The sequence below is a fragment of the Micromonospora sp. NPDC048063 genome (assembly GCF_043202855.1).
Lineage (GTDB): Bacteria > Actinomycetota > Actinomycetes > Mycobacteriales > Micromonosporaceae > Micromonospora.
In genome coordinates, this window is record NZ_JBIDBG010000006.1 from 129,260 (window position 1) to 154,972 (window position 25,713).

Sequence of the window (25,713 nt, forward strand, 5' to 3'; positions counted from 1 at the left end):
CGGACATTATGTCCAGGGCCATTTCCGAAATGGCTCCTGGGTGGAAGGCCACTGGCGCGGTGATCATTCAAGGTTATCGACCGGCCGCGACTTGCCGCCGCCTCCACCGCCCCGGCGGCCGCTCCCGCCGCCCAGGCGGCGGAAGCCAAGGGTCGCTGCGAGTGTGAAGCATCCCTCAGCGCCGCCGCCTCGTGCTCGGCGTACTCTGCAGCCAGGGGAGCTGCTACCCTACGGCCCGGCAGTCAGCCGGAAGCGGTCGGGCGGTCGAATAGTGATGTCTTTGTCGCTGGCCGTACTGCTGGGAAGTTGCTTGAGTTGGTGCGGATCTTCGGACAATGAAGCGCCGGCTGCCAAAGAGGAGCGACGGGAGCGTGCTCTGGCGATTCTCGAAGAGCAGTCTCGCTCGACCCCATCTTCGTCACCTTGGCCTATTGTCGGATGGGCTGATGCCCCTGCCAGTGCCTCCGCGAGCGCTTCTTGCCGCATCGAAAAGGAAGCCTATGACACCTGGCATCAGGGTCTTGATCCGATAACGAGCGGACTGACGCTGCCTGATCCTGAGGAACTTCGGAAGCTGAAGCGCGAGGCTGAGGCATACACCCTCGCTGTTGCGCCATTGACCGACCCGAAGGCTGATCAATTGATCATTGCGATCACGTCATACCGGGCGGCAGTGGCGTCGGCGATGACCGAACCGGCTGCTCTTCACGCGCTGGAGTCGATGGTAACGGCTGGCCTTGTCATCAACGGGGAGCATCGGTCTTTCCAGGCCGACTGTGGCGGGTAGTGCAGCGGGGCTGCCAGAGGTGATCACGCGCATGCTGGCCTGATCCGCGCTGATGAGCTGCCCGGCCCGATGTAGCGTCTGGACAATAGCTCATGGGCAGACTCTGCCAGTCATGGCGTCGCCTGCACCCCGTTCAGGAGGTAGCGGCATCTGCCGGTGGCGGCTCCGTCGAAGGCGTATGTGAGCCGTTGCCAGACGTAGGGGCGAAGCAGTGTCTCGGTAGCGTCGAGCGGGCTGAATGTGTACGCCAGTAGCTCATCGTCCGCTAACCGCAGCGCCGTCATTTCGTCGCCGACAAGGGTGCCGCCGTCGAAGATGAACATGAGGCTGTCGTCCCACGGGCCGTGCGGGGCTACCCAGTCCACAACCAAGAGCCGTCCGACCTGCAGGTGGATGCCCAGCTCTTCTCGCAGCTCGCGCTCGGCGGCCTGGTGCGGAGGCTCGTTTGCCTCTGCCATCCCGCCCGGCAGGTCCCAATCCGGCTTGTATCGGGGGTTGACGAGCAGCACCTCGCCCTGCTCGTTCCTGATCAGGACGTCTGCGCCGACCCGCTTGCGGGCCTGCTTCGCGTTGCCTTCGGCGAGGTATGCCTGCCACGCATCGGGATCCCGCTCGTAGAGCGGGCGGTCATCCGCCATCGAGTTGTCCGGCACCGACTGCTCCTACCCGTAAGGCACCCACCGTACCGATCCATGATCGCTCGCGGATCGCGTCGTGAAGGCGGTCAAGGAGCGGCGGAACCTCGGTGCATGCCTTGGCGTGAGAGGTGAAGAGTACCGAAGCGTGCTGCAATTGGTCGATGATGACGCCCGATCCGAGACCGGCGATCTCGTCAAGGGTCCGGTGGGTGACTGCGCAAGCTTCGTCTATCCGGCCCTTGCCGATTAGCACCGTGACGAGCATGAGTTGGGCGAAGGCCATACTCCTGACCCTGTCGGCGGGGCGGCCAACCAGCACGTTCTGAAGTCGGCGTTGAGCCTCGGACAGGTCGCCGATGCACAGGAAGCAGCGAGCAGCCTCGATGGCGAGTGATGTGGCATCGAAAGGGCTCAGCCACTCGGAGGCTGGAGTGATCGGCACCTGCAGAGTGGCCTCCGCGTCGGACAGTGCTCTTGTGGCTTCGACCGGTCGGCCGGCGATGGCGAGACCGCGTGCCTGGATTGCCAGGAGCCGGGCTTGGAGCCGGCCGTGGGATGGCGCCTGTTGGAGATGATTCAGCCCGTTCCGGGCGTGGGATATAGCATTGCGTGCGTCGCCTTGGTGGCAGGCCAGGTGGCTCAAACCGGCGGACACCTGTGCGACGAGCTGGTGGTCGCCGCTTCTGTTGGCCAAGGTGAGCGCCAAGCCGAGATGACGGCGAGCCGGAGCATCGGCACCAGCGTCATGCGCCATCCACCCCGCTATCTCGTTTAGCGAGGCGGCGGCAGCAAAGGTCGTTTTCGATGCGCGGCCCGCCGCTCGGCCAGCCAAGGGAGGGCCGGCGCTATCGGCGAGGTAGGCAGTGACGGTGGCGTACAGGTGACCACCGCCGACGCGACGGTCAGCCATCCGTAGCGACCGTACGAAGTGCAGATGGGCATCCCGCGATGTCCGCCGTAGTCCATTGTCTTTGGTGGCAGGGGAAGCCGCGCAGACGTCTGTTGCGGACCGACGCTTGGCCGGCCTGGTGTTCGGTCGCGCTACCCCGATGTAATTGGTGTTGCCTCCGTCGTCCTGGTCCATCGGCAGCTTGAACCACAGCAATTCGGCGGGAATCCGTAGGAGCTGTGCCCAGTGGGTGAGGCGGTCGAGGTGAACGATGGCCGGGCCGTTCTCGAGCCGGCTGAGCTGGGCCTGGGAGATGCCGGCCCAGCGTGCCACGGTTTCTTGCGGCAGCGGGTGCCGGCCGTGGTACGGGTGGCATCGGTAGGCCCGGATAGCCAGGCCCAGGTGGCGCGCGGTCAGCGCTTGCTGGATCGGCCCGTGGTCCCAGAAGGTGGCGGGCACTGCGGGCGGAGAGGTGAGCCGGTCGCGTTCGGCGGCCTGGCACGGCCCGCAGCGTCCACTGGTGTTGTCGCGGGCAAGCCTCCCGCCGCAGCGCGGGCAGGTTGCGTCGAGTTCCGGCGTCCTCGCCATGAGCGGGCGGCTCCGTCCGTCGTGGTCTGTGCTGAGCCTACCCATTCAACTCGTTGCGTGAGTGGCCGATATACGTCGTGTGTATATCGAAGTGACTTGCTTGCCTTGCATGCATATCGATCATTTGTTGACGGTCATGCCGCTGGCCGTGAACCGCCGCGAACGTGTCGGCATGGCCCGGGGCGGGTGCTGGGCTCCGGTGGGGCGTACCCGAGCGCATCCGCCGTCCCCGCCCGCTCCGGTGCCGTTCCAACTCTTGATCTTGATGGAGGGCTTCTCGATGACGGCGGTGCTGGACGACTTCCCGGTGCTCGCGCCGGTCAGCGACGACGACGTGGCGCTGGCCGTGCGGGCGGTGCTGGCGCATGCGCCGGAGCAGTGGCCGGCGGGTCCACTGTGCCGCAGCGAGCGTGTGCCGTATCCGTGCCGGCTGGCCCGCTGGGGCCGGGGCACGCTGCGGGCGGCCGGGGTCACCGATGCGCGGGTCGACGAGCTGGTCGCCGCCGGCGACTCGGGCGCCTGGCTGTGGGCGTGAGCGGGCTCGGGGCGTACCCGATGGAGGGCTGGCTCGGGCCGGCGGGCGTACGGGACGCGGTGGCCCGGTGGCCGCGGCTGGTGGCGGCGGACACCGAGCTGACGCCGTACCTCGTCGGGGTCGATCGGGCCCGGCTCGCCGGGCACCTGGCGCTGACCCTCACCGTGGCGCTCGGCGGGCCGGCCGGAGACCTCGCCCGCCCGGCCGCCGGGGCGTGGCGTGGCCTCGGCCTGACAGAGGCGCAGCACCGCCGGGTGGTCGACTACCTGGCCGGGGTGCTCCGGGCGCTCGACGTGCCGCCCGGCGCGGTGGCTGCGGCCCGCCGGACCTTCGCCGACGAGGCCGGCTCGTGACCGCCGCCCTGGCCGCGTCGTGGTCGGCCACCATGCCGTATGCCCGCCAGGCGGCCGACGACTTCTGGTGTGCGGTCGAGGACCGCTGCCCGGGGCTGCTGCCGGAACGGGAGGCGGGCGTGTTCCTCGCCGCGCTGGGGCGGCTGGCCAGCGGCGGCGACGACGCGGCCGGGCGGGCCGCGTTGCTGACCGTGCTCGGCCGGGCGCACCGCCGCTACCGCCTGTCGCCGCACCAGCGCGCCATCGCTGTCACGCTGGCCACCACCGTCGCCCGCCATGCGGCGCCGTGCACCTCGGAACTGGCGGCGGCGTGGCAGCGGGCAGGAGAGCGTGCGTTGGTTGCGGCGGCCGGCTGCGCCGAGCAGGCCGGCGACGGCCCGGCCTGGTGGCCGGCCCAGGTCATCGAGCACGACCGGGCCGCTGACGGCATCGCCATCCTGACCGTACGCCCCTGGCGGCGCCTGCTCTTCCGGCCCGGCCAGGCGGTGCCCCTGTGCACCGAGAGGTGGCCCGGCCGATGGCGTTGGTATTCACCGGCCAACGCCCCGCGCCCCGACGGCACGCTGGAGTTCCACGTCCGCGCCGTCGCCGCCGGCACCGTCTCCCGCGCCCTCGTTGACGCGGTACGCCCCGGCAACCAACTCTGGCTCGGCCCACCGTGCGGCGCCGGGCTGACCCTCGACCCGGAGTCGCGGGCCGACCTGCTGCTCGCGGCCGGGGGCACCGGACTGGCGCCGCTGCGCGCCCTGGTCGAGCAGGTCGCCGCCTCGCCGGCCGGGCGGCGGCTCACCCTGGTCGTCGGTGCCCGCACCTTTGCCGACCTCTACGACTCCGTCAACCTGGACAAGTTGCAGTGCGCCCACGACTGGCTGACCGTCGTGCCGGCGTTCTCGCACGACGTTGCCGCCGCCCCGGCCGAGCAGGCCGACGCGATCACCATGGCGCTGGACCATCACCGGCCCGACCAGGACGTCTACGTCTGCGGGCCGCCCGCGATGATCGCCGGGGCGCGGCTGCGGCTGCTCGCCGCGGGCGTGCCCGCCGAGCGGATCCACCTGCCCGACCGGTACGCCGACTGATGACCACCTACCGCAGCCGCCACGCGCTCGGTGGCCCGCTGACCCCCGGTCGGATCAGCGAGCTGGCGCTCCCGCGCACCCGGCTCGGCCGGCGCGGCTATCGGCCCGAGGACGTCGACGCCCTGCTGCACCGGCTCGCCTACGAGGTGGGGGAGCGGCGTCGCCGACTCGACCTCGTCGAACAGGAGAACCAGCGCCTCAAGCAGGCCCTGCGCACCTGGCAGAGCCGTCTGGGAAGGCGCGCGACCCGATAGGGAACGCCTTACCTGTCGGCATTTGTCGTCTCTACGCGACCGTTCTCCCGGCGGCATGACTGACGCGATAATGCGCAGCACATGCCTTCGGGAAGGTGGCGGTCACCGGTGGCGATTCACGAGCGTCGCGATCGCCTGCGCCAGGTGATCAGGCGGGCGCTGACACCAGGCCGCACCGGTGACCTCACCACTGCTGTAGATCAGGAACAGTCGGGCATCGATGTGGAGACTGCTCGCAAGATGCTCCTGATCGACTTCGAGCAGGCGTTCATCCTGCACAACGACTACAAGGATGCGGAGCGTGACCTCTACAAACTGAGCCTCCGCATCCTGGCGTTCCCCGTTCTGGTGGCGGGAGCCCTGGTGTCGGCGAAGTTGATCTCCTCGGTCGGTCAGGTGGGCACCGTGTTGCGGCTGCCCATCATCTATGCCGCAGCGTTGGTCGCCGGCGTGCTGAACACGATCGTCCTGCGGGCGTACGTGGTCACCGACCGGGTGCAGACCGAAGCGAAGCACCAGGTCAACCGGCTGCGCAGCCTTTATCTGCATGCGCTCGACACCGAGTTCCCCAAGGGCTGGAAGCCGGTGTGGGGTTCGACCAACCCCTACCTGGAGAGCCGCCGCAAGCTGAAGGCGGCGGCTCTCACCTCGGTGGTGATCGGCTTGCTCAATGCCGGGTACGTCGCCGTCGGCGTCGACCGCCTGGTCACGTACGGGTCCGACATCTCGTGGCCGGTGCTGCTGTCGGTGGCGATATGGCTGATCTATTTCCTGTTTCAGATGGAGTTCACGTGGGACTTCCTGCGCAGGGCTCAGCGGGCTCGGTCGAAACGAGCGGCCAGGTGAAGCGCTTCTTGCCGGGCACCGACCCGATCGACTACGACTTCCGTACGACGGTCGACCTTCTCGCTCGGTACGGCGAGCCGATCTTTCTCGCGTGTCGCCAGCTCCGCGAAGTGGACTTCCTCTTCCCGCGCATGGCGCTGCTGCACCAGGACGCCATAGACCCGGAGTTGTTGTTTCGGCAGACGCTGCCGTCGGTGGCGGTGGGGACCCGGCTTGGTGTTGAACCCTCGGCCCTGGCCGAGTACGTGAAGATCTATGCCCTGGGCCAGACGCTCGTCCTCAACAACATGGACCGCCACCTCGACCTGTCGGCGTCCTACTCCCTGAGAGACCCCGCGCTGCTCCTCGCCGACGTCAACTCGACGATGTGCTTCGCGGTCACGAGTGTGCTGACGATGGTCCGGGAGGCGTCGTTGACGCCGGCCGGCAGGCGAGCGCTTCCGGTGATGGCGGGGGTCACCGCCGAAATCGTCCAGTCCATGCACGACAACTACGCCGGCAGATTCGACCTGGCGGCGCTTGACCACCCGGACACGCTGGTTGACTGGTACCGGACGAACGACCGCTCCCGACATCTGGGCTCCGGCTTCTATACATCCGGGCTGCTCGGTTTGCTGGCCTACGTCGCACAGCCTGTGCCAGAGGGGCTGGCCGAGGTGCTCCGGAAGATGCGCCGTTTACGGCAGCGGGTGGACGAGTTGGCGGATCTGTTCGAGGACACCGCGACCGGGTTGGTCAGTTACCCGGTCGCCAGAGGACTCGCCGACCTGGCGGTATCGCTCGACCTGCGTATGCTGGTCGGCCAGCTCTGGAGGCGCGCACGGCACGTTATCGACGGCCGAGGCAGGGACGCCGCCGAGCTCAACCGGGCACTCGTCGGTGACCCCGAGTTGATCGAGGTGCACCGCGCCGTGTTGGAAACGCTCGTATCGAGTGGCATCATGCGGGAATGCCGCCAGGAGGCGGACGCGCTGTGGAGCGAGATCGCGCTCGACCTGGCCGCCATGGACCCGCGGTTCGGTGAGCCGCTCACGGCAGTCATCGACCTCAAGCGAGCCCTGCTCGACCGCCTCGAAATCAACGGTTGGCAGGACGACCCGCCTCCGCACACCTTCTTGGACATGGCCGAGGCGGCGGGAATGGAAGGACGACATGGTGAGCGCTGACGGTCGGCTCGAAAACTCTGCCAAGGCCATCATTCGGGATGGCGACAACGTGCTAGTGCTCAGGTATGTGGACCGGAGGATGGGGCTCGGCGTCTGGTATTCGCTGCCCGGCGGGCGGCAGGAGTTCGGCGAGACGCTCGAAGAAACCCTGGTGCGGGAATGCCAGGAGGAGATCGGGGTGGAGGTCGTGCCAGGGCGGCTCCTCTTCGTCCGGGAGTACATACATGGCCGACATGCCCTCGCCGGCAAGGGGCGCGACCAGCACAAGGTCGAGTTCTACTTCCTCGCCGAGCTCAAGTCGGACCTCCGCGCCGACTTCATGGCTGCGGACGACGTCTCAGACGAAGGCCAGCAAGGGATGCGCTGGTGCAGTCTCGCGGACCTGCGGGAGCTGAACATCTTCCCCACCGGCCTGCGTCAGCTGGGGGAACTCTTGAACAGAAGCACCGATACCTACTGGGGTGATACCTACTGACGCCCCTGCCCTTCGCGATGGCCCCGGACTGGACGGCTATGCGACACATGGCCTGTTCGCGCGGTCTTGCCGGCGCGATGACGGATCTATAGGCTCCGATCAACACCGATAGTGATCGATGCCTCACTCGGTGCCAGCTCTAGGTTCCACCGGCCTGGGGAGGGCGGACGTGGCGTTGTCGTATCCAGCCGTGCAGGTGGTCGGGGGCCTCTTGCCCGGGGGCGTGGTGCAGCGGATCGGCGAGGGCGATCCCGATGTCCCCGGCATCGACCCTGTCTCCTACGATCTGGCTGCCAGCGAATCGGTGCGCCGCCTGGCCAACACGAAGTACCTCTACCTGCGTGACGCATATGTGGACTTCGCGAAGCGACGGGCGCGCGGCGCGGTGTCCATCGCGCGCCTGACCCGGGACGAGTGGCTCGGCCCGTTGCTGCGCGAGCTGCACTATGGCGAGTACGAGCCCCTGCCCGGCGGCATCCCCGTGGACCAGCGCACCTTTCCGGTCAGCCACCGGTGGCGGCGGACGGTTCCGCTGCACCTGCTGCCGTGGCACGCCGACCTCGACCGGCGGGTGAACCGTGCCGGCGGACCCGCCGGTGCCGCCCCGCACGCCATGGTCCAGCAACTGCTCAATCAGAGCGACCAACATCTCTGGGCGGTGCTGTCCAACGGCCAGCGCCTGCGGCTGCTGCGCGACTCGACCAGCCTCGTCGGCTCGTCGTATGTCGAGTTCGACCTTCAGTCGATCTTCGAGGGGGAGCTGTTCGCGGATTTCGTGCTGCTCTTCCGGATGGCGCACGCCAGCCGGCTCAAGGTCCGCGATGAGGAGATCGGCCCGTCGTCCTGCCTGCTGGAGCAGTGGCGGGCGTACGGTGCCAAGCAGGGTGAGCGGGCACTTACCCGGTTGCGCGGCGGGGTCGAGGTCGCACTGGAGATTCTTGGTACGGGCTTCCTCGACCATCCGGCCAACCAGCACCTCCGGGAGGTCATCGGCAGGAGCCTGTCGCTGGCCGACTACAAGCGCTCGCTTCTCAGGCTGGTCTACAAACTCCTCTTCTGGATGGTCGTCGAAGATCGCGACCTGCTGCTCGACCCTGCTGCCGACCAGATCGCGCGCCGGCACTACGAGGCGTACCTGTCGTCGCAGCGACTGCGGAAGCTCGCGGTCGTCCGCCGCTACTCCCGCCACGGGGACCTGTGGCAGGGCGTCCAGCTCGTCTTCCGCATCCTCGGCTCGGAAACCGGCTCCCGTACCGTCGGCCTGCCCGGCATCGGCGGGATCTTCGAGCACAGCGTCCTCGACGAGCCGCTCTGCAACGCGGAGTTGACCAACGCCGCCCTGCTTCAAGCGGTCGAGGCGCTCAGCGTCCTCGCCAAACGCCACGGCGGACGGCAACTGGTCGATTTCCGGCATCTCGGCGCAGAGGAGTTGGGCAGCGTTTACGAGGCGCTCCTGGAGCTGCACCCCCACTGGGATGCGACGCGCAGGCGGTTCCACTTCTCCCGCCTCAACGGCAACGACCGAAAGAAGAGCGGCAGCTACTACACCCCCGCCACGCTGGTGGACAGCCTTCTCGATTCGACGCTCGAGCCGCTGCTTGATGAGGCATGCGACAAGCCGACCCGCGCCGAGCGTGAAGCGGCACTGCTCGACATCACCGTCTGCGACCCCGCGGTGGGATCCGGGCACTTCCTCATCGCCGCGGCCCGGCGTATCGCCAAGCGCCTTGCCGCCGAGCAGACCGACGAACTGGAGCCGAGCGTCGATGCCGTCCGGATCGCGCTACGCACCGTCGTGAGTCGGTGCTGTTACGGCGTCGACCTGAACGAGATGGCAGCGGAGCTGGCGAAGGTTTCGCTCTGGCTGGAGGCATTCGAACCGGGCAAGCCGCTCGGCTATCTCGACGCCAACATCCGAGTTGGCAACTCCTTGCTCGGGGTGACGCCCGCGATGCTGCGCGGTGGCATCCCCGACGCGGCCTTCGTCGCACTCGACGGCGACGACCGGGCGGTGGTCAACGCGTTGCGCAAGCAGAACACGGCAGAGCGAGGCGGTCAGCGGTCCCTCGGCGATGTCGTGGGCGTCAACCTCGACCTCGCCGAGGAGGCGCGGGCGATCGCGCACCTGGCACCCTGCGAGTCGCTGGCGGACGTGCACGTCCAGGCCAAGCGGGCGGAGTTGCTGGACGAGGACCGCAGACGCGCCCGGCTGATCGCCGATGCCTGGTGCACGGCGTTCGTCGGCCCGAAGACCGAGCGCACCCGCGAGTACGCCATCACCCACGGGATGCTGGCACGACTGGCTGAGGGTAAGCGCAGCAGCACGGTGGAGGCGGCCCGCCAGGTCGTCGAGACCATGAGCCGGCAGTACCGCTTCTTCCACTGGCAAATCGAGTTCCCGCACATCTTCCCGGCCCCACCGGACGGTGCTGGCGTCGACCCGGCGACCGGCTGGAAGGGGGGCTTCTCCTGCGTCCTCACCAATCCCCCATGGGAGAAGATCGAACTGAAGCAGGAGGAGTTCTTCGCCAGTCGCGACCAGGCGATCGCCGGTGCCGAGCACGCCGCCGCGCGACGACAGCTCATCAAAGCCCTGCGTACCAGCGGGCAGCGGAGCGGGCAGGACCTTCACGGCGAGCTGCTCACCGCGCAACGTGAGGTGAGCGGCGTGAGCCATCTGGTGCGTGCCTCGGAGAGGTACCCACTCACCGGGTCCGGACGCCTCAACACCTACGCCGTCTTCGCCGAGGCCGCGCGGGGCATCGCAGCCCAAAGGAGCCTGCTCGGGCTCATCCTGCCCACCGGAATCGCGACCGACGCGACCACGCAGGCCTTCTTCAGGGACGTGGTGACCAGCGAGAGCCTGGTGTCGCTCCACGATTTTGAGAACGAGGAGAAGCTCTTCGAGGGAGTGGACCATCGTGTTCGCTTCGCGCTGCTGACGCTTGCTGGCGCCAAGCGCCGGGCACCCGAGGTTTCTCTCGCCTTCAGGGCTCGGCAGGTGTCGGACATCGCGTCCCGGGCCTACCGGCTGACACCGGATGAGATTGGCTTACTCAACCCCAACACCGGTACCTGCCCGGTTTTCTTGTCTCGACGGGACGCCGAGATCACGCTGGGGATCTACCGTCGGGTGCCGGTGCTCTGGCAGGAGGACGACCCGGACGGCAATCCGTGGCGGCTGTGGCTGCGCCAAGGCCTGTTCAACATGGCTACCGACTCGGGGCTCTTCTGGACCTTCGATCGCCTGGTCCAGGATGGCTGGAAGCTTGAACACAACAACTTCGTCCGGGACCGGGACCGGGAGCGGATGCTGCCCCTCTACGAGGCGAAGATGGTGCACCACTTCGACCATCGCCTAGGCACGTATGAGGGTGCGACCGAGGCGCAGCTCAACGTCGGCACACTGCCCAGGCTCGACGACGAGGCCCACCGTAACCCTGCGGAAACCGTCATGCCTCGCTACTGGGTGGCTGAGCAGGAGGTGGACGCCCGGCTCGGGAAGCGCTGGTCGCGCGGCTGGCTTCTCGGCTGGCGTGACATCTGCCGCAGCACGGACGAGCGCACCCTGATTCCCGCGGTTGTGCCGAGGGCAGGTATCGGCCACAAGTTCCCGGTGATGTTCCCAGGCCCACCTGCTGCCTGCCTCCAAGCGAATCTCAGCGTGATCGTCGCCGACTACGTGGTGCGCCAGAAGCTTTCGGGTACATCGCTCGCGTACTTCGTACTCAAGCAGTTGCCGGTGGTGCCGCCGGAGAGCTACAAGCGGCCGGTGCCGTGGGATCCGGGAGCGTCGGACCTGGCGGCATGGATCACCGCCCGGGTGCTGGAGCTGACCTACACCGCCCATGATCTCGCGCCGTACGCCCGTGATCTGGGCGACGACGGACCGCCGTTCGTCTGGGATCCGCAACGGCGGGAGCTGATCCGGGCGGAGCTGGACGCCGCCTACTTCCACCTCTACGGCCTCGATCGGGAGGAAGTCGACTACGTGCTCGACACCTTCACGGTGTTCCGGCAGCGGGAGGAACGGACGTACGGCGAGTACCGCATGAAGCGTCTGATCCTGGAGCGGTACGACGCGATGACCCGCGCCACTCACCTGAACCAGACCCTCAACCCTGTCCTCCAGCCGGAGCCAGGGCAGGGACGACGTTATCCAGCGTGACGGGCAGGAGCGGCAGGAGGCGACGCCGCCTACAGCAGATCGTAGCGGCGTGCGAACGCAGGAAACTCCGTCCCGGTGAGGAGTGCTTGTGGGCCCAAAACTGTCGTCAGTTCCGGTTGCGGGCCCCTGCCGGGGTTGCCTTCTTGGCCGCCCGTCGGGCCGGCAGCCGCACCCCACTCGGGCCCGTTCCGAGCACTGATCTGGCCAGCTCGGCCCACGCCGGTACGTCGACTCCATCCCGATCATCGGTCCAGAAGAGTGTGCCCTTAGGGCCGCCACCCTCCGCATGTGGCAGTACGCCCTGCTCCCGGTACCACGCCCGCTTGCGTTCCCATGCTGCCTCGTACTGCGGGTTGTTCAACATGCCGAGGTGCTCCCAGTAGACCGGCCGACCGTCGGATCCGGTGATCGTGAAGTCGGGGAAGCGGGTGACCTCGCCGGCGACAAAGGGCTTCTCATACTCCCAGCCCCCTGGGACCAGGTCCTCGAGGATGCCCGCGATGATCACCTCGTTCTTGCTCCGTACCAAGATGCCGTTCGGGGTGACGTGGATGAGATTGGTGTCAAGTACGCCGGCGGCGGTGCCGTCAGGCAGCAGCACCTCGCGGGGTGCCGGCGTCGCGAACAGGTCCGTGAGCCGGCGGGCCGTCTCGGATCCCGTTGACCGTGTCAGCTCGAACAGCTCGTCGATCGGCCGCTCGTGCAGAAGGATGACCTTGTCCCTCTGCCGAGTGAGCGCGGTGTAGAGCAGCTCCCGGGACAGACGCCTCGAAGACCCGGGCAGCAGTACGAAGACCTTGCCGAACTCCGAACCCTGGGCCTTGTGCACGGTGATCGCCCAGGCGAGTTCGAGCGCCGGATCGTCCTCGTTGCTGGAGCTGTAGCTGTAGCGTGACCCAATCTGGGACGAGAACTCGACATGGGTGTACCTGGGCGGCGACCCCTTCTTGCTGATCTGACCAACCACGACGCCGATCTCGCCGTTCGCCACGTAGTTCAGCGCGTCGGGTACGACAGGCCACGCCTTCTTGGACTGGTTGAGATTGTTGAGGACCTTGTCGCCGAGCACGATCTGCTCCGCACCGATCGGCGCCGGCACGGTGCGTTCGTACGGCGGGCGCAGCGCGTCCTTCAACGCCTTGCCGCGATATTTGCGCTTCAGGCGTCGGTTCACCTCAATGGTGCCCCACGGGCTGGTCCGGGTGGGGGACAGGATCTGCCATCCCTCGGAGCGTTCGCCGGCGCCATCCTTGCCCGTGGGGAAGTTGACCCACGGCCCGTTCTTCCGCCCGCCGTAGGACAACTCGAACTTTGCCGAGGCATTCGGCCCGGAGACGTCCAGCTCCTCCGCGAGGGCCGCGTCGATGGCCTGCTCTGGGCGCGCCGCCTGCCACGGGCGGGCTGCCAGCGTGGCCATCTCAGCCCCGTTGCGGAGCCGATGCCAGACCTCCTCGAATCCCTCGGGGATCTCATCACCGGCGAACCATCCGGCCAGCATCAGGTCGTCGCGGACGTGGCCGGACTGCCGCCGCAGCACGGTCAGCTCCGCGTATCCAGAAGCCACCCGCGGGAACGCAGGCACCACCGATTCACGGGTGAGCCGAGCGATGAGGTCGACGAAGGGGCGGCCAGCGCCGATCGGCGGCAGCTGACGCGGATCGCCCACCAGTATGAGGCGGTCCGGAGGCCGTAGCGCGTCGAGCAGCGCCGCCAGTTGCTCCTCCGTCAGCATGGACGACTCATCCACGATCACCGTTCCGAACCGTGGTGCCTTCGGCCGGCTGCTGTCGATCAGGTAGGTGCCTGTGTCCCGGTCGTACCGCCCGTACTTACCGAGGAACTGGGCAAGGGTCTGGGCCGGCAATTTCACCTTCTTGGTGAGCTGCACCCGCGCCTTGCCGGTCGGGGCGAGCAGTAGTACGCCCGCGCCGTGCACCTGGGGATGGTTGGCGAGGGCATGAATCAGTGTGGTCTTGCCAGTGCCGGCGCGACCGTTGAGCACGCTCAGGGGGGCAGCGAACAACTCGGTGAGCGCGGCCGCCTTCTCTACGCGCGCCCGCTCCTCGGCCGTAATGTCCTCTGGGTCCTTGGACTCGTACTTGGGCAGCGAACCCTCCAGAACCGCGCGCACGTCGGCCGGCGCCTGGTGGCGCGGTTTGTTCAGCTGCTGGTCGACGGTGGCGCGGATCATCCGACTAGTCGTCTCCAGCCGGCTCAGCTTGAACGCCGGCGATCCGTCGGCCAGCGTCGTCCCGCACACTGGCGGCCAGTACGGCGACTCCTCGTCGTAGCTGAGATCCGACGGGTGGAGTTCATGAGCCTTCAGCACATCCTCATTGAGCGGACAGGGCTCTACCAGCGGCCGCTCCTTGATGGCGTCGAGCATCCGGCCCAGTGGCACCACGGTGTCGCCGTAGGCTGCGGCCTCTTCCGCCACGGCTGTGAGCAGCGCCTGCACCCGGCGTTCGTCCGCGGCGTCGACCATCGCCGACGGCTCCTCGAGGGGGAACGCCGCGCGAATCGACGCTTCGGGGAAACAGCCCCGGTCGATCACATCGAAGGCGACCTCGGCAGGGCCGCCGAGCAGGCAGGTGTACGCGTGGTAGGGATCTTCCAGCAGCTCCTCGTGGCTCAGGTCGATCTCGGTCCCGCCGGTCAACAGAGCCTCGGCCTGTGCGACGGTGAGGTTGAAGCGGGTCAGCAGCTTCAGGAACCGTAGTTTCTCGTCGGACAGTTTGCGCCACACTTTGCGTGGCGTGCCGCTGAGCTTCTTGGCCAGCTCCGGGCCCAGCTTTGCCGGCTCTTCCATTGATTGACCGAGGAAGTCCCAGGGGTCGACACTCTCAGGAGTCTGCCGGGCGATCACGCGGGCAACCACCGGACCGTGCGGCACGGACAGGGCCTCCAGGACGGCACCGAGGCCTGGAGCCGGGCCGCGCATCGTCCACAGTTCGGCGATGCGCTCCGAGAGCCAGTCCATCGATACCCGCGGCACGTCCAGGCCGAGTTCCAGGCAGCGCTCCGCTGCCCGGTAGAGCCGTTCGAGCGCCGCGATGGCGGTGTCGTCCGAGACGTGCTCAGTGACGTACATGAACTCACGGCTGCCGTACTCCGGGGCCCAGGCCAGCGCGTCGCCGAGCTCCTCCGGAGCCAGGTCGCGGGCCGCCAGTTCCGCCATCGGCAGCAGCACGCCGCCCTTGCCGTCCGGGCGAAGCGAGTGCCGGACGTTGGTTTCCCACATGTGGTTGGGGAAGGGCGTCGGTCCGGTCGTCTTCCAGGCACCGGGCAGGTCGATGTCGGTGATCCGGGCAGCGCCGACCAGGAGGCTGCGTCCGCCGCTCGTGCCGGCGGCAGTGAAGGGTGAGTGCTTGAGGTAGAAGAAGACGAGGCCGTTGTCCGGCTCGACATCCGCGAAGAAGCGGGTGATCAGGGACCGTTGGTTGCCGCCGTGGATGACCCACTGGGGTTGGAACTTGAGCGTCTCGTTTACGAGATCTTCGAGATCCTCGCGGTATTCGACGTCAGTGGTGCGGAGCACCTCCGCGACATTGTCTCGGTGCAGCCAGAAGTACGGCGTGGCATGTACGCCGTAGGCGGGTACGGTCACCGGCGTCGGTTGGAGGCGGCCCTTCAGTGCCGGCGAGAACCGGTACGGGTGCTCCTTGGTCAGTTGATAGCTGTGCGGGCTCATGAAGGAGCCGCGTTCACTGACACACGGAACCCGATTGGGGTTGACCATCTCGAGCGGCTTGTCGGCGTGGGTGGCTTCGTACTCGTCTTCTCGGTGCTCGCCGATGTTCTTGAGCAGCACACACGACGTATTGTCCATCGGTCGTTTGCAGACCGTGCCTGCCCAACCGTTGTCGTGCCACGGCACCCGTACCGAGAGGTGCAGTCCACCGCTCATCGCAATCAACCCTTCGCGAGAAGACCCGACGACGGTTCTGTCGAGCCTGGGCGAACACCCTGTATATCGCACGGTGACGGTGGACGATGTCCCAACTGGACGGGCAACGTGTAATTGAGACTTTTGTCGACAGAGGCTGCCGACCCGCCAGAATCCTCAGCACCAGATGGCGATGGTGCCTCCAGCTGCACACTCCTCCGGCGGGTTGGGGTAGCTGATGGCATGTCCCGCTGCGATGCGGTGAGCACTCCAGGCGGCGGCAGCAGCATCCAACACATCGTCCGGACCGGCTCGCCCGGCTGCGCCCAGCTCCGCAGGTACCGCGATGCCGACCTCCACGAGCTGGCCCCGTCGCTGCATCTGGCCCTGCCACGTCTTCTTCGGCGCCAGGGAGCGACCATGGGTGATGCCGCGGAACGACACCTCGGGGTGAACCTCGTAGACCCGGTGTCGACCGCCGTCCCGGTAGGCGTTTGCCTCCAGCAGCTTGGTGCGCAGTGCCCATGCCTGCCGGCTGAAGCCCTGTCCGGTGATCTCCCGGCAGCGCTTGACCGCCGACTCGTACTCCTCTTCGAGCCAGACGGATCGTGGTGGCACCCGGAACACCGTGCTTCGAGCTTCGCCAAGGACGGCAGCCGCTGCGACGTCGGCCTCGCGCCATCCCACCTCGGCCAGCCCCAACGGCATGTCGACACCCACCACATCGACATCCGCGTGCTGCGCCAGCAGTGCTGTCAGGCTCGGAGCTATGTGTGCTCCTGCAAAGCTGCCAGCATGCAGCTCGATGGCCACCCAGCCGGTCTTGCAGGCGTCCACGCCGAGTACCCGTAGCTCCGTCATGTCCACCGACCGTAGGCTGTCCTGATCGCCGATCGCTACGTCCGAAAGGCCAGCGTGATGTCCCAGGGTGTCCGGTACGGGCTGTTGGTGCGCACCTGCTTGGAGGTGCTGCGCGACGCCGGCGGGCGGATGCACGGCAGGAAGGTGCTCGACGAGGTCGCACACCGCATCGACCTGACCGAGGCGGAGCTTCAGCTCAACAAGAGTGGCGTGCCGGCTTGGGTGGTCAGCATTCGGTTCAAAACCGGCGACGCCGCGACCGCGGGACTGATGGTGAAGCGCGACAACTTCTGGTGGATTACGCCCGAAGGTCGTAAGGCTTTCGATGTCTTCGGCGACACTCCGGAGAGGCTGTACACCTACATCGGAATACGATGCCGCGAGGTCTACCGGCGCCGCAAGGAGGCTCGTAAGAAGTACGAGACGAGGCTGAACACGATCGCGAGCGTCCTCGAACTCGTACCCGGCGGCTCGTGGACCTCCTACGAAGACCTCGCCGATCTACTCGAAGGCACCGCTGACGAGATCGCTCATCTGCTGGCCGAGACCTTTATCGAGAACTCGCATCGAGTGCTCCAAGCAGACGGCCGGGTGCCGACCGCGATGCACCAGCACTTCAAGTACCGGGGCGGTGACATCCGCGCGCAGTTGGTAGAAGAAGGCGTCGAGTTCGAGGGGCGGCAGGCCAACCCTGAGCAGCGGATCACCGCCGATTTCCTGCGGGAGCGGCTGGCTGAGGCTGAGTCGGTCTCGCCCGAGCACGTGGCGCGGCGGGCCTGGCTGGTGCGCGGATCAAACGTGGACGGCCTCGACCTCGTGCCGGAGTGGCTCACACAGGGCTGGGTCTCGCTCGCGGCGTCCCAGCTGCCCGATTTGGATGACGAGATCGAGCCGCAGCGCCTTCAGCAGATCGTCGAGGAGGAGTACCGGCACAAGAGCTACTCGGTGCGGGAGAAGCTGCTCGGCTACTTCAGCGCTTTCCTGCGCAAGATGCGCCCAGGCGACTACCTGATGACCATGCATCGGGGCGAAATGTATCTGGGCCAGGTGGACGGAGCCGCCTACTTCGTGGAGTCGCCGGGCCGCCGGTCCAACCTGCGCCGCCCGGCGCGCTGGCTCAACGCCGGATCGCCATGTGATCTCACCGACCTGACGGGCCCGCTGCCGACCCTGGTGCAGAGCCAGGACGACCTGATCGACCTCACCGACGCGCTCGACGCTCTCGACCGGCTCTACGCCGACCTGGTACCCGAGCAGCCCGTAACCGAACCGGTGCCCGAGGCGCGGTTGGCCGACGTGACCCCCGAGACAGCCACCGACCTACTTACCGATACCGACTGGCTGATCGATCTACGCGATCTGCTCGCGGAGCGACGGCAGGTCATCCTGTACGGCCCACCCGGTACAGGGAAGACGTTCCTGGCGCAGAAGCTGGCAGCCCGCCTGACCGAGCCCCACGCGGTGAAGCTGATCCAGTTCCACCCCTCCTACACCTACGAGGACTTCTTCGAGGGCTTCCGGCCGGAGAGCGGCGACGACGGCACTTTGCGGTTCAAGCTCACTTCCGGACCGCTGCGTCAGCTGGCCGACGACGCCCGGGAGCACCCTTCTACCGCCTACATCCTGATCATCGACGAGATCAACCGGGGCAACCTGGCCAAGATTTTTGGTGAGCTGTACTTCCTGCTCGAATACCGCGACCAGCGCATCCGGCTGCAGTACTCGCCGGAGGACTTCACCCTGCCGGCGAACCTGTATCTCATCGGCACCATGAACACCGCCGACAGGTCCATCGCTCTGGTCGACGTGGCGATGCGGCGGCGTTTCGCGTTCGTCGAGCTGCATCCGACGAAGCCGCCCGTTTCCGGGCTGTTGCGCCGCTGGCTGGACAGAGAGGGACTGAGCTCGGACGCGCCCGCGCTGCTCGATGCGCTCAACGCGCGGCTCGCCGATTCCGACTACGCGATCGGACCGTCGTATTTCATGCGCGAATCGGTCCACGCCAAGCCCGAAGGGCTCCACCGGGTGTGGCGGCACGACATCCTGCCGATGCTCGTCGAGCATCACTACGCAGACGACATCGACGTCGAGCAGCGATACGGGCTCGACGTACTGCGTCAATCGCTGCCGCATCAACCATGAGCCTGATCCGGGTACGCGAGGCCGGCCCTCCAGTACAGGTGCATCTCGGCGCCGACGATGCGCGCCGGCTCGCCGCGTCCGAGATCGTCGACGTGCGCCCCGGACCCGCCGCCGGAGTCTGGAGCGTACGCGCAGGCAGAAAGATCGGCGCGGCCCGGGTCGGCGGTGTGGAACTGCACATCGAGCCGAAGGTGCCGGTTGCGCGGCTGCTCTTCCTCCTCGGGTACGCCCGCAACCCGAAGGGGTGGCGCGACGAGAGCGTCCCGCTCACCGAGCATGCCGGCCTGGTGCCGGCGCTCGCTGCCGCCTTGTGGCGGCAGACCGATCGCGCGCTGCGCCAGGGCTTGCTTCAGGGCTATCGGACGGTCGACGACACCTCACCGGTGCTCCGCGGCCGTCTCCGTGAGGCGGCACAACTGAGTCGACGAGCGGGACTGGCATTGCCCCTGGAAATCCGCCACGACGACTACACGGTCGACATTCCGGAGAACCGGATCCTCGCCACCGCCGTCGATCGCATGCTGCGCGTACCCGGGGTTGATGCCGAATCCCGGCGGATGCTTCGGCACCTCGCCGCGCGGTTCGCCGAGGTCACCCGGCTGAGGCCGGGGGAGCCGGTGCCGGCATGGCGGCCGACCCGGCTCAACGAGCGGCTGCGTATCGCCCTCCGGCTGGCCGATTTGGTGCTCGTCGGCGCCTCCGTCGAGGCAGGCCGGGGCGGCGTGCTCACTAACGCTTTCCTGCTCGATATGTGGCGAGTCTTTGAGGATTTCCTCTCGGTCGCACTCCGCACAGCTGTCGAATCGGCGCACGGTGGAACGGTCGTGCTCCAGGCGCATCACTACCTCGACGGTCAGCGCCGCCTGGACCTGCGACCGGACATCCTTTGGCGCACAGGTGCCGGCGACATCGGTGCGGTGGTGGATGCCAAGTACAAAGCCGACGCGGCGCGTGAAGACGCCTACCAGATGCTCGCGTACTGCGTCGCCTACCAGTTGACGCGTGGGCACTTGGTCTACGCCTCCGGTGAGCATCCGCCGGTCCGGCATGTCGTCCGCAATGCCGGGATCGAGATCGTCTGCCACGCGCTCGACCTCGACGCCGATCCAGCGGGGCTCCTCGCGCGGGTCTGCAGGCTGTCCGACGAGATCACCCATTCGGCTCCTGCATGGACGGTCGCTCTCCGCTAAGGTTGGCTCGCAGCCAGTCACTGCGATGCCGGGAGAGTCAGTGAACCTCATCATCGAGGGATTGACCAAGAAGTTTCAGAAGGACCAGGAGCTCAGCGCACTTGACGAGGCCGAGGCGTTTGAGGCGTTCGCTGGTTACTGCGTGCTGAGCGGCTACCACGAGGACGACTTCAACCCCGACCAGTTCCGGATGGGCGGCGGCGGTGATCTCGGCATCGACGTCGCGGGTGTGGTCGTCAACGGTGACCTCCTAAGCGATGCCGACGAGGTCCGCGAAGCGGTGCAGAAGGCCAAGCAACTGGACGTCCGTTTCGTCGTCATTCAGGCCAAACGCAGCGAAAAGTTTGAAGCCAAGGTCTTCACTGATCTTGCAGACAATCTCGTCCAGGTGTTCCGGCGCGAGTCGATGACGTATAAGCGGTCGGAGGACGTCGCGAACCTGCGTGCCTGCATCGGTGCCGTGTACGAGGACGTGAGCAAGTTCAAGAAGACCCTGCCAAGGCTCTCCGTGCACTACGTAACGACTGGCCGGCCCGGCGACAGCCTGCTTGACGAAAAGCGGATCGCTGCGGCAGCGCGTCTACGTGACCTCAACATTTTCGAGGATGTGGAGGTTCTCGCCGTCGGCACCGACGAACTGAGAGACCTGTACCGGAAAGCTACGGAGGCGGTCGGTGCGAGCTTCACAATGCCCAAGCAACTTCCACTACCGAAGATTTCCGGCGTTGAGCAGGCGTTTGTCGGTGTGCTCCCCGCGCGGAAGCTCGTCGAGAAAATTCTGACCGACCCCAACGGGGGGATTCGCAAGGTTCTCTTCTATGAGAACGTCCGTGACTTCCAAGGCTACAACTCGGTCAACGGCGAGATTCGTCGCAGTCTTCTAGATCCGGATCGTCGTGACAGCTTCGCCGTCCTGAACAACGGGATCACGATCGTTGCGCGAGAGATGAGGACCGCCGGTGAGGAGGTCCACATCCGCGATTTCCAGATCGTCAACGGCTGTCAGACTTGTCACGTGTTGTTCGACCAACGGGAAAACCTGACAGACGGTGTGTATGTCAACGTCCGGCTCATCCAGTCCAACGACGAAGACATTATTGGCGGGATCATCGCGGCGACCAACCGGCAGACGGCTGTCAGCGAGGACGACCTTGCGGCGCGCGAATCGTTCCACAAGAAGCTCGAGGACTACTTCGCCGCTCAATCCGAGCCCCGCCGGCTGTACTACGAGCGGCGGTCTCGTCAGTACAGCGGCGAAGCCAGCGTCGAGCGGACCCGGGTTATCACCCGGCCACAGCTGACCAAGGCGTACGCGGCGATGGTCCTTGACGATCCCGCTGGCACGGGTCGTTACGCAAGGCTGAAGAGCAAGTACGAGAAGATGCTCTTCAAGCCAAACCACGACCCTCGCGTCTATTACACCGCTGCGGCGGCCTTCTACCGACTCGAATGGCTCTTCCGCAACAAGCGGGCATTCTGGGGCTACCGGGCAGCCCGCCATCACCTGTTGGCCGCGCTAAAAGCCCGACTGGTCGGCACCGGGCTCTGGCCTCATGGGTCCGCCGGGAAGAATGCTTGCGACAAGATCCTCGACGTGGTGTGGAACCCCCTGGACTCCGAGTACCACTTCCTTGAGCTGCTATCGGTCGTGGTGGGGGCGCAGAAGGAGGCGGAGGCGGAGCGGCCGGGTGCGCTGTTGAGCGACCTCGTCCGCACCGAGCGATTCGCCGAGCGTGTGCGGCGCGGGGCAGTCGAGCTGCCGTCGTAAGCTGTTGCGGTGTCTCGCCCGTACCTGCTGATCCTCGGCGACCGCGACGCCATTGGGTGGGTGCTCCGCGAGCAACGGATGGCCTTTCCCGCCACGCCCCGCGCGGAGGTCGCGGCCCTCGCCGCTGGCGATTCGCTCTACCTCTACGCCACTCGTGGCGCCTGGCGTAACCCAACCCGGGACCGGGGCCGGATCATCGGGGTGGCGACCGCCTGTGGCGCGGCCCGAAGGCTGGACGAGCCAGTCGAAATCGGTGGGCGCCGCTTCGTGTCCGGCTGTGACTTGGAGATCAACCGCATCGTGCCCTACCCATACGGGCTGGAGCTGCAACCGTTGGTCGAGCAGCTGTCGGTGTTCCCCAAGCCCGACGCATGGAGCGTCTACCTGCGGCGGGCGTTGCTGTCCCTGCCTGAGGCCGACGCCACGCTGCTACAACGAGCGTTGCGGCCGCTGCTCACCTCGCGGGAGCAGGCGCTGCCGACTTACCCGTCAACGACGGCGGTAGCAACGAGCTAGGCTCACCGACCCAACCGAGCCAGAGCCCGTCGCGTGCCCGGGTCATCGCCACGAACAGTTGACGCCGGAGCAGTGCGAGTCGTTCCGAGTGCGTGTCGGCGTCCTCGCCACGACTGCGACGTTCCGGTAGCCCGTCGGGGTCGAGCCGCGGCAGGAAGACCTGCTTGAACTCCAGCCCCTTCGCCCGCTGGTAGGTGCCGACCTTGACGAGCGTGGTGGGGGTGCCGTCGTAATCCTCCAGACGCTGGGTCGGCAGTCCCATCGAATCGATCAGGTCTGCGTAGTGCTGGGCGAGCGCGTGGGTGGGGACGAGTACGACCAGATCACCGATCCCCGTGCCGTCTCCGATGGTGGAATCGATCGCTGCGGCGAGCGCCAGATCGTGGTCCTCCTCGCTCTCGTTCGCCGCGAAGATGGGGGAAGGGCCCGTGCGTGACAGTTCGACTGCGCGGAGCCCGGACTCCGGCCGGTCGCCCCCGTCGTCGAACTGGTGTGCGTTGACGAGCGCTTGGGCGACGTCGTACACCTGCCGAGTGTTGCGGTAGTTGTGGGTCAAGACGTGGGACCGGCCCCGGACCTGGATGCCCAGTGACGCGAGGTTGAATCCGCCGGGGTAGATCGACTGTTGACCGTCACCCACCAGCAGGAGGCCGTTGGGGCGGTCTCCGACCAGCGCGTAGAGGAGGCGCAGCGCGGCGTCGGTCAGGTCCTGCGCCTCGTCAACGATGACCGCGTCGTACTCCGGCGGTCGGTTCCGGGCGAATTCGTGAGCCCGGATGAGCACGTCGGTGAAGTCGCCGACGCCCCGCTTCGCCAACTCCGCTGTGTACTCCGTTGCCAGTCGCCACGCCTCGGCGCGGAGTTCGCCCGACAGCCGTGTGCCGCGTCCGTTGCGCTCCAAGGCGAGATACGCGTCCAGGTCGGGCAGGGCCCGACCACGGATGACCCAGTCCACCTCCTCCCACAGATAGGCGGGGCTGAGCCCAGCCTTCCTCAGTGGGCTGGCCGGTGTTACCACACGGGCGTGTGCGGCGCGCCATGCCTTGTTGGCCTCGCGCGGATCCACCCTGACCGACACGCCCTGCCGGTGCAGGTACTGCAATGCCCAGCGGTGCACGTTGGCGAACTCCACCAGTTCCCGCTCGGCCGGTGCGAACCGGGCGAAGATCTGCTGATAGACCTCGGGTAGGTTACGCACGTACGTGGTCAGCAGGACTTTCTGACCCAATCGGGCCAGGGCCCGGGCCCGGTGCAGAGCGACAACCGTCTTCCCCGTCCCCGCACCACCGCGGATCCGGGCCGGCCCGCTGTATGTCCGATTGACCAGATCCTGCTGGGCTGGGTCGAGGTAGACCATCCAGTCTTCGATCGGCTTGGCGAGCCAGTCGGCCAGCCGGTCCGCGGGTACCGGGACGAACTCGGGGCTGGCCTGCGGGATGCTCAGCGCCTCGGAGATTCGCTCATCCACCTCGCTTGTCGGCTCTGTCGCGAGCACGGGCTCGTCCTCGATCACGGGCGCGGTCGGCTCGCCGTTCGGGTCACCGTACATTGCGAGGTTCATCGCCATCTGCCAAGCGGTTGGCCGCATGTGCGCGTCGAGCGAGGTCAGGTCGGCATCGTTGTTGAGTCGGCGCAGGACCCTGATCTCGTGCGGGGCGAAGCCGAAGGCGGCGAGTTCGGCGTCGTTCCAGGGCATGAAGAGGCGACCCTCCTCTGCCCGACGTTTGGTGTACGGCACGCTACGGCCGGTTTCCGGATCCTCGTCGATGACCCGCAGCACGTTCTGCGTGTCGTCGACTTCCAGCCGTAGCCGCTCGGCACGCCGGTAGACCGCGTCATGTTCGCCGAAAAGCAGCAGCACGATCACGTTTCCGACCCGTCGCCAAATCAGCCGGTGCCCCTGGTTGGTGACGTAGGAGGTGAACGTATCCGGCTGCGCCTTACGCACGGCGTGCGTCTGCAGTCGGGGATTGCCGAACGGCTTGACCGCAAGCTCGGTCAACGTCTGGGAGAGGGCGGCGAGAACCTCCGGCCGGGAGTGGTAGCGCTGGACGCAGTCGTTGAAGATCGGAGTGAAGCGGTGGTCATACATCCGGCTCTCCACCTTTCGCGCCTTTGCATCCCAGCGATGCCAGAGGGTGACGCCGAGTCGATCGTAGGCCGGGACACGCCCCGTTGCTGTCCTATCGATCTTGGGGCGTGGATGCTGCTGGATGTTACCGACACCCGAGGCAGTGATGGCCGCGCGTCCGATGGCGTTACCCAGCCTGTTGGCGGGGTGCGTCAGTACTCACCTCAACGATCCGTAGAAATCAGCCGGACTGGAGCGCCAGGTCGTCGGCACGGTGCGGCCGGCCCACACCGGCCTGCGCAGGGACCCGGGCGAACCGCGTCCAGGCGGAACCACCTGCTCGGCCAGGTCTGTCGGCGGTACCGGCAGGGCCGGCACGGCCGGGTCGACGCGGTCCGGACCGCGCCGATGTCGCCGGCCCCGCCGCGCTGCTGGTCAGTCGAGGCAGAACTCGTTGCCCTCGGGGTCGGCCATCACGATGTGACCGCTGCCGAGCGGGGGATCGGGCTCGTGGCGCCTGAGCCGGGTGGCGCCGCGGGAGACGAGCCGCTCGGCCTCCGCCTCCAGGGCCGCCATCCGCGCGTCGCCGACGAGCCCGGGGGCGGCGCGCACGTCGAGGTGCACGCGGTTCTTGGCCTGCTTCCCCTCCGGCACCCGTTGGAAGAACAGCCGCGGCCGGGAGCCCTCGGGGTCGACCAGCCCGGAGGCGTCGTTGCGGTTCTCGGGCGGCACGCCCATCGCCTCCAGTGCCTGTTCCCACGACTCGAAGCCCCCGGGCGGGGCCTGCAACTGGTAGCCGAGGGCCTGGGCCCAGAACGCCGCCAACCCGGCCGGGTCGGCGCAGTCGAACGTGATCTGTACGTCGCGGGCCATCTCAGCTCGCCTCCAGTCGGGTCTGCTGGCCATTGTGCAGGTAGAGGTCGCGGAGCAGGCACACCTCGGCCAGATGGTGGATCAGCTCGCGGTTGACGTGCAGCACCAGCGCTGCCAGCGGACGCTCGGCGTACGGCCCCTCGGCCGCTCCGCACGGGCGGGCGAGGCCGGTTTCGCCGAGGGACTCGACCCCGGCCAGCCACGTGGCGTACTCCGCGTCGAGTTGGGCCAGCGCCGCGGTCGCGGTCGCGGCGTACCCGAACGACTGGTAGTCGGTGGGCGCGTGACCGAAGTGCGCGGCGTTGCGCATCGCGAGCACGCCGACGATCACGTGCCCGAGTCGCCAGGCGATCGTCGTGACCGGTGGCGGGTCGGGCACCGGCATCGCGAAGTCGATGGTCATCGCGCCGGACCCGGCCCGCACCGGTGCGGCGCCGGTGCCGCGCGGGCGCACGCTCCAGCAGCCGGGCGACGGCTCCCAGAAGTACTCGTCGTCGGTGAGTCCGTCGAGACGATCGCGCAGCTGGCGGGTCCAGTGCCAGGCGAGCTGATCTCGGAGCAGGAGATTCCAGGTCTGGTCGGTCATGGTTCCAGCCTCCCGTAGATAGCGGACAGAGTCGTTCCGCGA

Annotated in this window: 20 protein-coding genes; 13 read left to right on the forward strand and 7 right to left on the reverse strand. The window is 67.3% G+C overall.

Annotated features, from left to right (window positions below):
• The first annotated feature begins 280 nt into the window (after positions 1-280).
• The gene (locus tag ACGFZ2_RS17355; RefSeq protein WP_393454586.1) at positions 281-787 is read left to right on the forward strand and encodes a hypothetical protein; all 507 of its coding nucleotides are present in this window, start codon (positions 281-283) and stop codon (positions 785-787) included.
• 110 nt (positions 788-897) lie between these two features.
• On the opposite strand, the gene ACGFZ2_RS17360 is transcribed toward ACGFZ2_RS17355, so the two are convergent.
• Positions 898-1,440 (reverse strand): NUDIX domain-containing protein, encoded by a 543-nt coding sequence (locus tag ACGFZ2_RS17360; RefSeq protein ID WP_393454589.1) that lies wholly within the window; start codon positions 1,438-1,440, stop codon positions 898-900.
• Positions 1,415-2,902: a helix-turn-helix domain-containing protein gene (locus tag ACGFZ2_RS17365; RefSeq protein WP_393454592.1), complete on the reverse strand. Its 1,488-nt coding sequence runs from the start codon at positions 2,900-2,902 to the stop codon at positions 1,415-1,417. Before ACGFZ2_RS17365 ends, ACGFZ2_RS17360 begins: the two co-directional genes overlap by 26 nt.
• 265 nt (positions 2,903-3,167) lie before the next feature.
• Between ACGFZ2_RS17365 and ACGFZ2_RS17370 the strand changes: the two genes are divergently transcribed.
• The 8 genes from ACGFZ2_RS17370 to ACGFZ2_RS17405 all read left to right on the forward strand — a co-directional run bounded on the left by ACGFZ2_RS17370 (position 3,168) and on the right by ACGFZ2_RS17405 (position 11,778).
• Entirely contained in the window at positions 3,168-3,437 is a 270-nt protein-coding gene (locus tag ACGFZ2_RS17370) for a hypothetical protein (protein ID WP_393454595.1), read from the forward strand.
• Positions 3,434-3,790, forward strand: a complete 357-nt coding sequence (locus ACGFZ2_RS17375) for a hypothetical protein (RefSeq protein ID WP_393454598.1) — start codon at positions 3,434-3,436, stop codon at positions 3,788-3,790. The genes ACGFZ2_RS17370 and ACGFZ2_RS17375 overlap by 4 nt, the downstream gene beginning before the upstream one ends.
• Positions 3,787-4,869 carry an FAD-binding oxidoreductase gene (locus tag ACGFZ2_RS17380; protein ID WP_393454601.1) on the forward strand — a complete coding sequence of 361 codons (1,083 nt, stop codon included), beginning with the start codon at positions 3,787-3,789 and terminating at the stop codon, positions 4,867-4,869. The genes ACGFZ2_RS17375 and ACGFZ2_RS17380 overlap by 4 nt, the downstream gene beginning before the upstream one ends.
• On the forward strand, positions 4,869-5,123 hold the full coding sequence (locus ACGFZ2_RS17385) for a DivIVA domain-containing protein (RefSeq protein ID WP_393454604.1): 255 nt from the start codon (positions 4,869-4,871) through the stop codon (positions 5,121-5,123). The genes ACGFZ2_RS17380 and ACGFZ2_RS17385 overlap by 1 nt, the downstream gene beginning before the upstream one ends.
• A gap of 108 nt (positions 5,124-5,231) precedes the next feature.
• Positions 5,232-5,969 (forward strand): hypothetical protein, encoded by a 738-nt coding sequence (locus tag ACGFZ2_RS17390; RefSeq protein WP_393454607.1) that lies wholly within the window; start codon positions 5,232-5,234, stop codon positions 5,967-5,969.
• A complete protein-coding gene (locus ACGFZ2_RS17395) occupies positions 5,966-7,135 on the forward strand; it encodes a hypothetical protein (protein ID WP_393454610.1) in 1,170 nt (389 codons plus the stop codon). The genes ACGFZ2_RS17390 and ACGFZ2_RS17395 overlap by 4 nt, the downstream gene beginning before the upstream one ends.
• On the forward strand, positions 7,125-7,610 hold the full coding sequence (locus tag ACGFZ2_RS17400) for an NUDIX domain-containing protein (protein ID WP_393454613.1): 486 nt from the start codon (positions 7,125-7,127) through the stop codon (positions 7,608-7,610). The genes ACGFZ2_RS17395 and ACGFZ2_RS17400 overlap by 11 nt, the downstream gene beginning before the upstream one ends.
• A gap of 169 nt (positions 7,611-7,779) precedes the next feature.
• Positions 7,780-11,778, forward strand: a complete 3,999-nt coding sequence (locus tag ACGFZ2_RS17405; RefSeq protein WP_393454616.1) for an Eco57I restriction-modification methylase domain-containing protein — start codon at positions 7,780-7,782, stop codon at positions 11,776-11,778.
• Positions 11,779-11,884: 106 nt separating this feature from the next.
• Here ACGFZ2_RS17405 and ACGFZ2_RS17410 read toward each other — a convergent pair whose 3' ends face one another.
• Positions 11,885-15,685 (reverse strand): AAA family ATPase, encoded by a 3,801-nt coding sequence (locus ACGFZ2_RS17410; RefSeq protein ID WP_393454619.1) that lies wholly within the window; start codon positions 15,683-15,685, stop codon positions 11,885-11,887.
• Positions 15,686-15,841: 156 nt separating this feature from the next.
• Positions 15,842-16,525 (reverse strand): DUF429 domain-containing protein, encoded by a 684-nt coding sequence (locus ACGFZ2_RS17415; protein WP_393454622.1) that lies wholly within the window; start codon positions 16,523-16,525, stop codon positions 15,842-15,844.
• A 57-nt stretch (positions 16,526-16,582) separates the two neighbouring features.
• On the opposite strand from ACGFZ2_RS17415, the gene ACGFZ2_RS17420 reads away from it, so the two are divergent.
• From ACGFZ2_RS17420 to ACGFZ2_RS17435, 4 genes are read left to right on the forward strand one after another with little or no spacing between them, the layout of a single operon-like run.
• A complete protein-coding gene (locus ACGFZ2_RS17420) occupies positions 16,583-18,667 on the forward strand; it encodes an McrB family protein (protein WP_393454625.1) in 2,085 nt (694 codons plus the stop codon).
• Positions 18,664-19,857, forward strand: a complete 1,194-nt coding sequence (locus ACGFZ2_RS17425; RefSeq protein ID WP_393454628.1) for an McrC family protein — start codon at positions 18,664-18,666, stop codon at positions 19,855-19,857. The genes ACGFZ2_RS17420 and ACGFZ2_RS17425 overlap by 4 nt, the downstream gene beginning before the upstream one ends.
• Positions 19,858-19,897: 40 nt before the next feature.
• Positions 19,898-21,625: an AIPR family protein gene (locus tag ACGFZ2_RS17430; RefSeq protein ID WP_393454631.1), complete on the forward strand. Its 1,728-nt coding sequence runs from the start codon at positions 19,898-19,900 to the stop codon at positions 21,623-21,625.
• A gap of 9 nt (positions 21,626-21,634) precedes the next feature.
• Complete coding sequence (locus ACGFZ2_RS17435) at positions 21,635-22,141, forward strand: hypothetical protein (protein WP_393454634.1); 507 nt, start codon at positions 21,635-21,637, stop codon at positions 22,139-22,141.
• Here the strand turns inward: ACGFZ2_RS17435 and ACGFZ2_RS17440 are convergent.
• The 3 genes from ACGFZ2_RS17440 to ACGFZ2_RS17450 all read right to left on the reverse strand — a co-directional run bounded on the left by ACGFZ2_RS17440 (position 22,080) and on the right by ACGFZ2_RS17450 (position 25,671).
• Positions 22,080-24,233 (reverse strand): UvrD-helicase domain-containing protein, encoded by a 2,154-nt coding sequence (locus tag ACGFZ2_RS17440; protein ID WP_393454637.1) that lies wholly within the window; start codon positions 24,231-24,233, stop codon positions 22,080-22,082. The two genes, ACGFZ2_RS17435 and ACGFZ2_RS17440, sit on opposite strands and share 62 nt — an antisense overlap.
• 414 nt (positions 24,234-24,647) lie before the next feature.
• The gene (locus tag ACGFZ2_RS17445) at positions 24,648-25,085 is read right to left on the reverse strand and encodes a VOC family protein (protein WP_393454640.1); all 438 of its coding nucleotides are present in this window, start codon (positions 25,083-25,085) and stop codon (positions 24,648-24,650) included.
• A gap of 1 nt (position 25,086) precedes the next feature.
• Positions 25,087-25,671, reverse strand: a complete 585-nt coding sequence (locus ACGFZ2_RS17450; protein WP_393454643.1) for a DinB family protein — start codon at positions 25,669-25,671, stop codon at positions 25,087-25,089.
• Between the last annotated feature and the right edge of the window lie 42 nt (positions 25,672-25,713).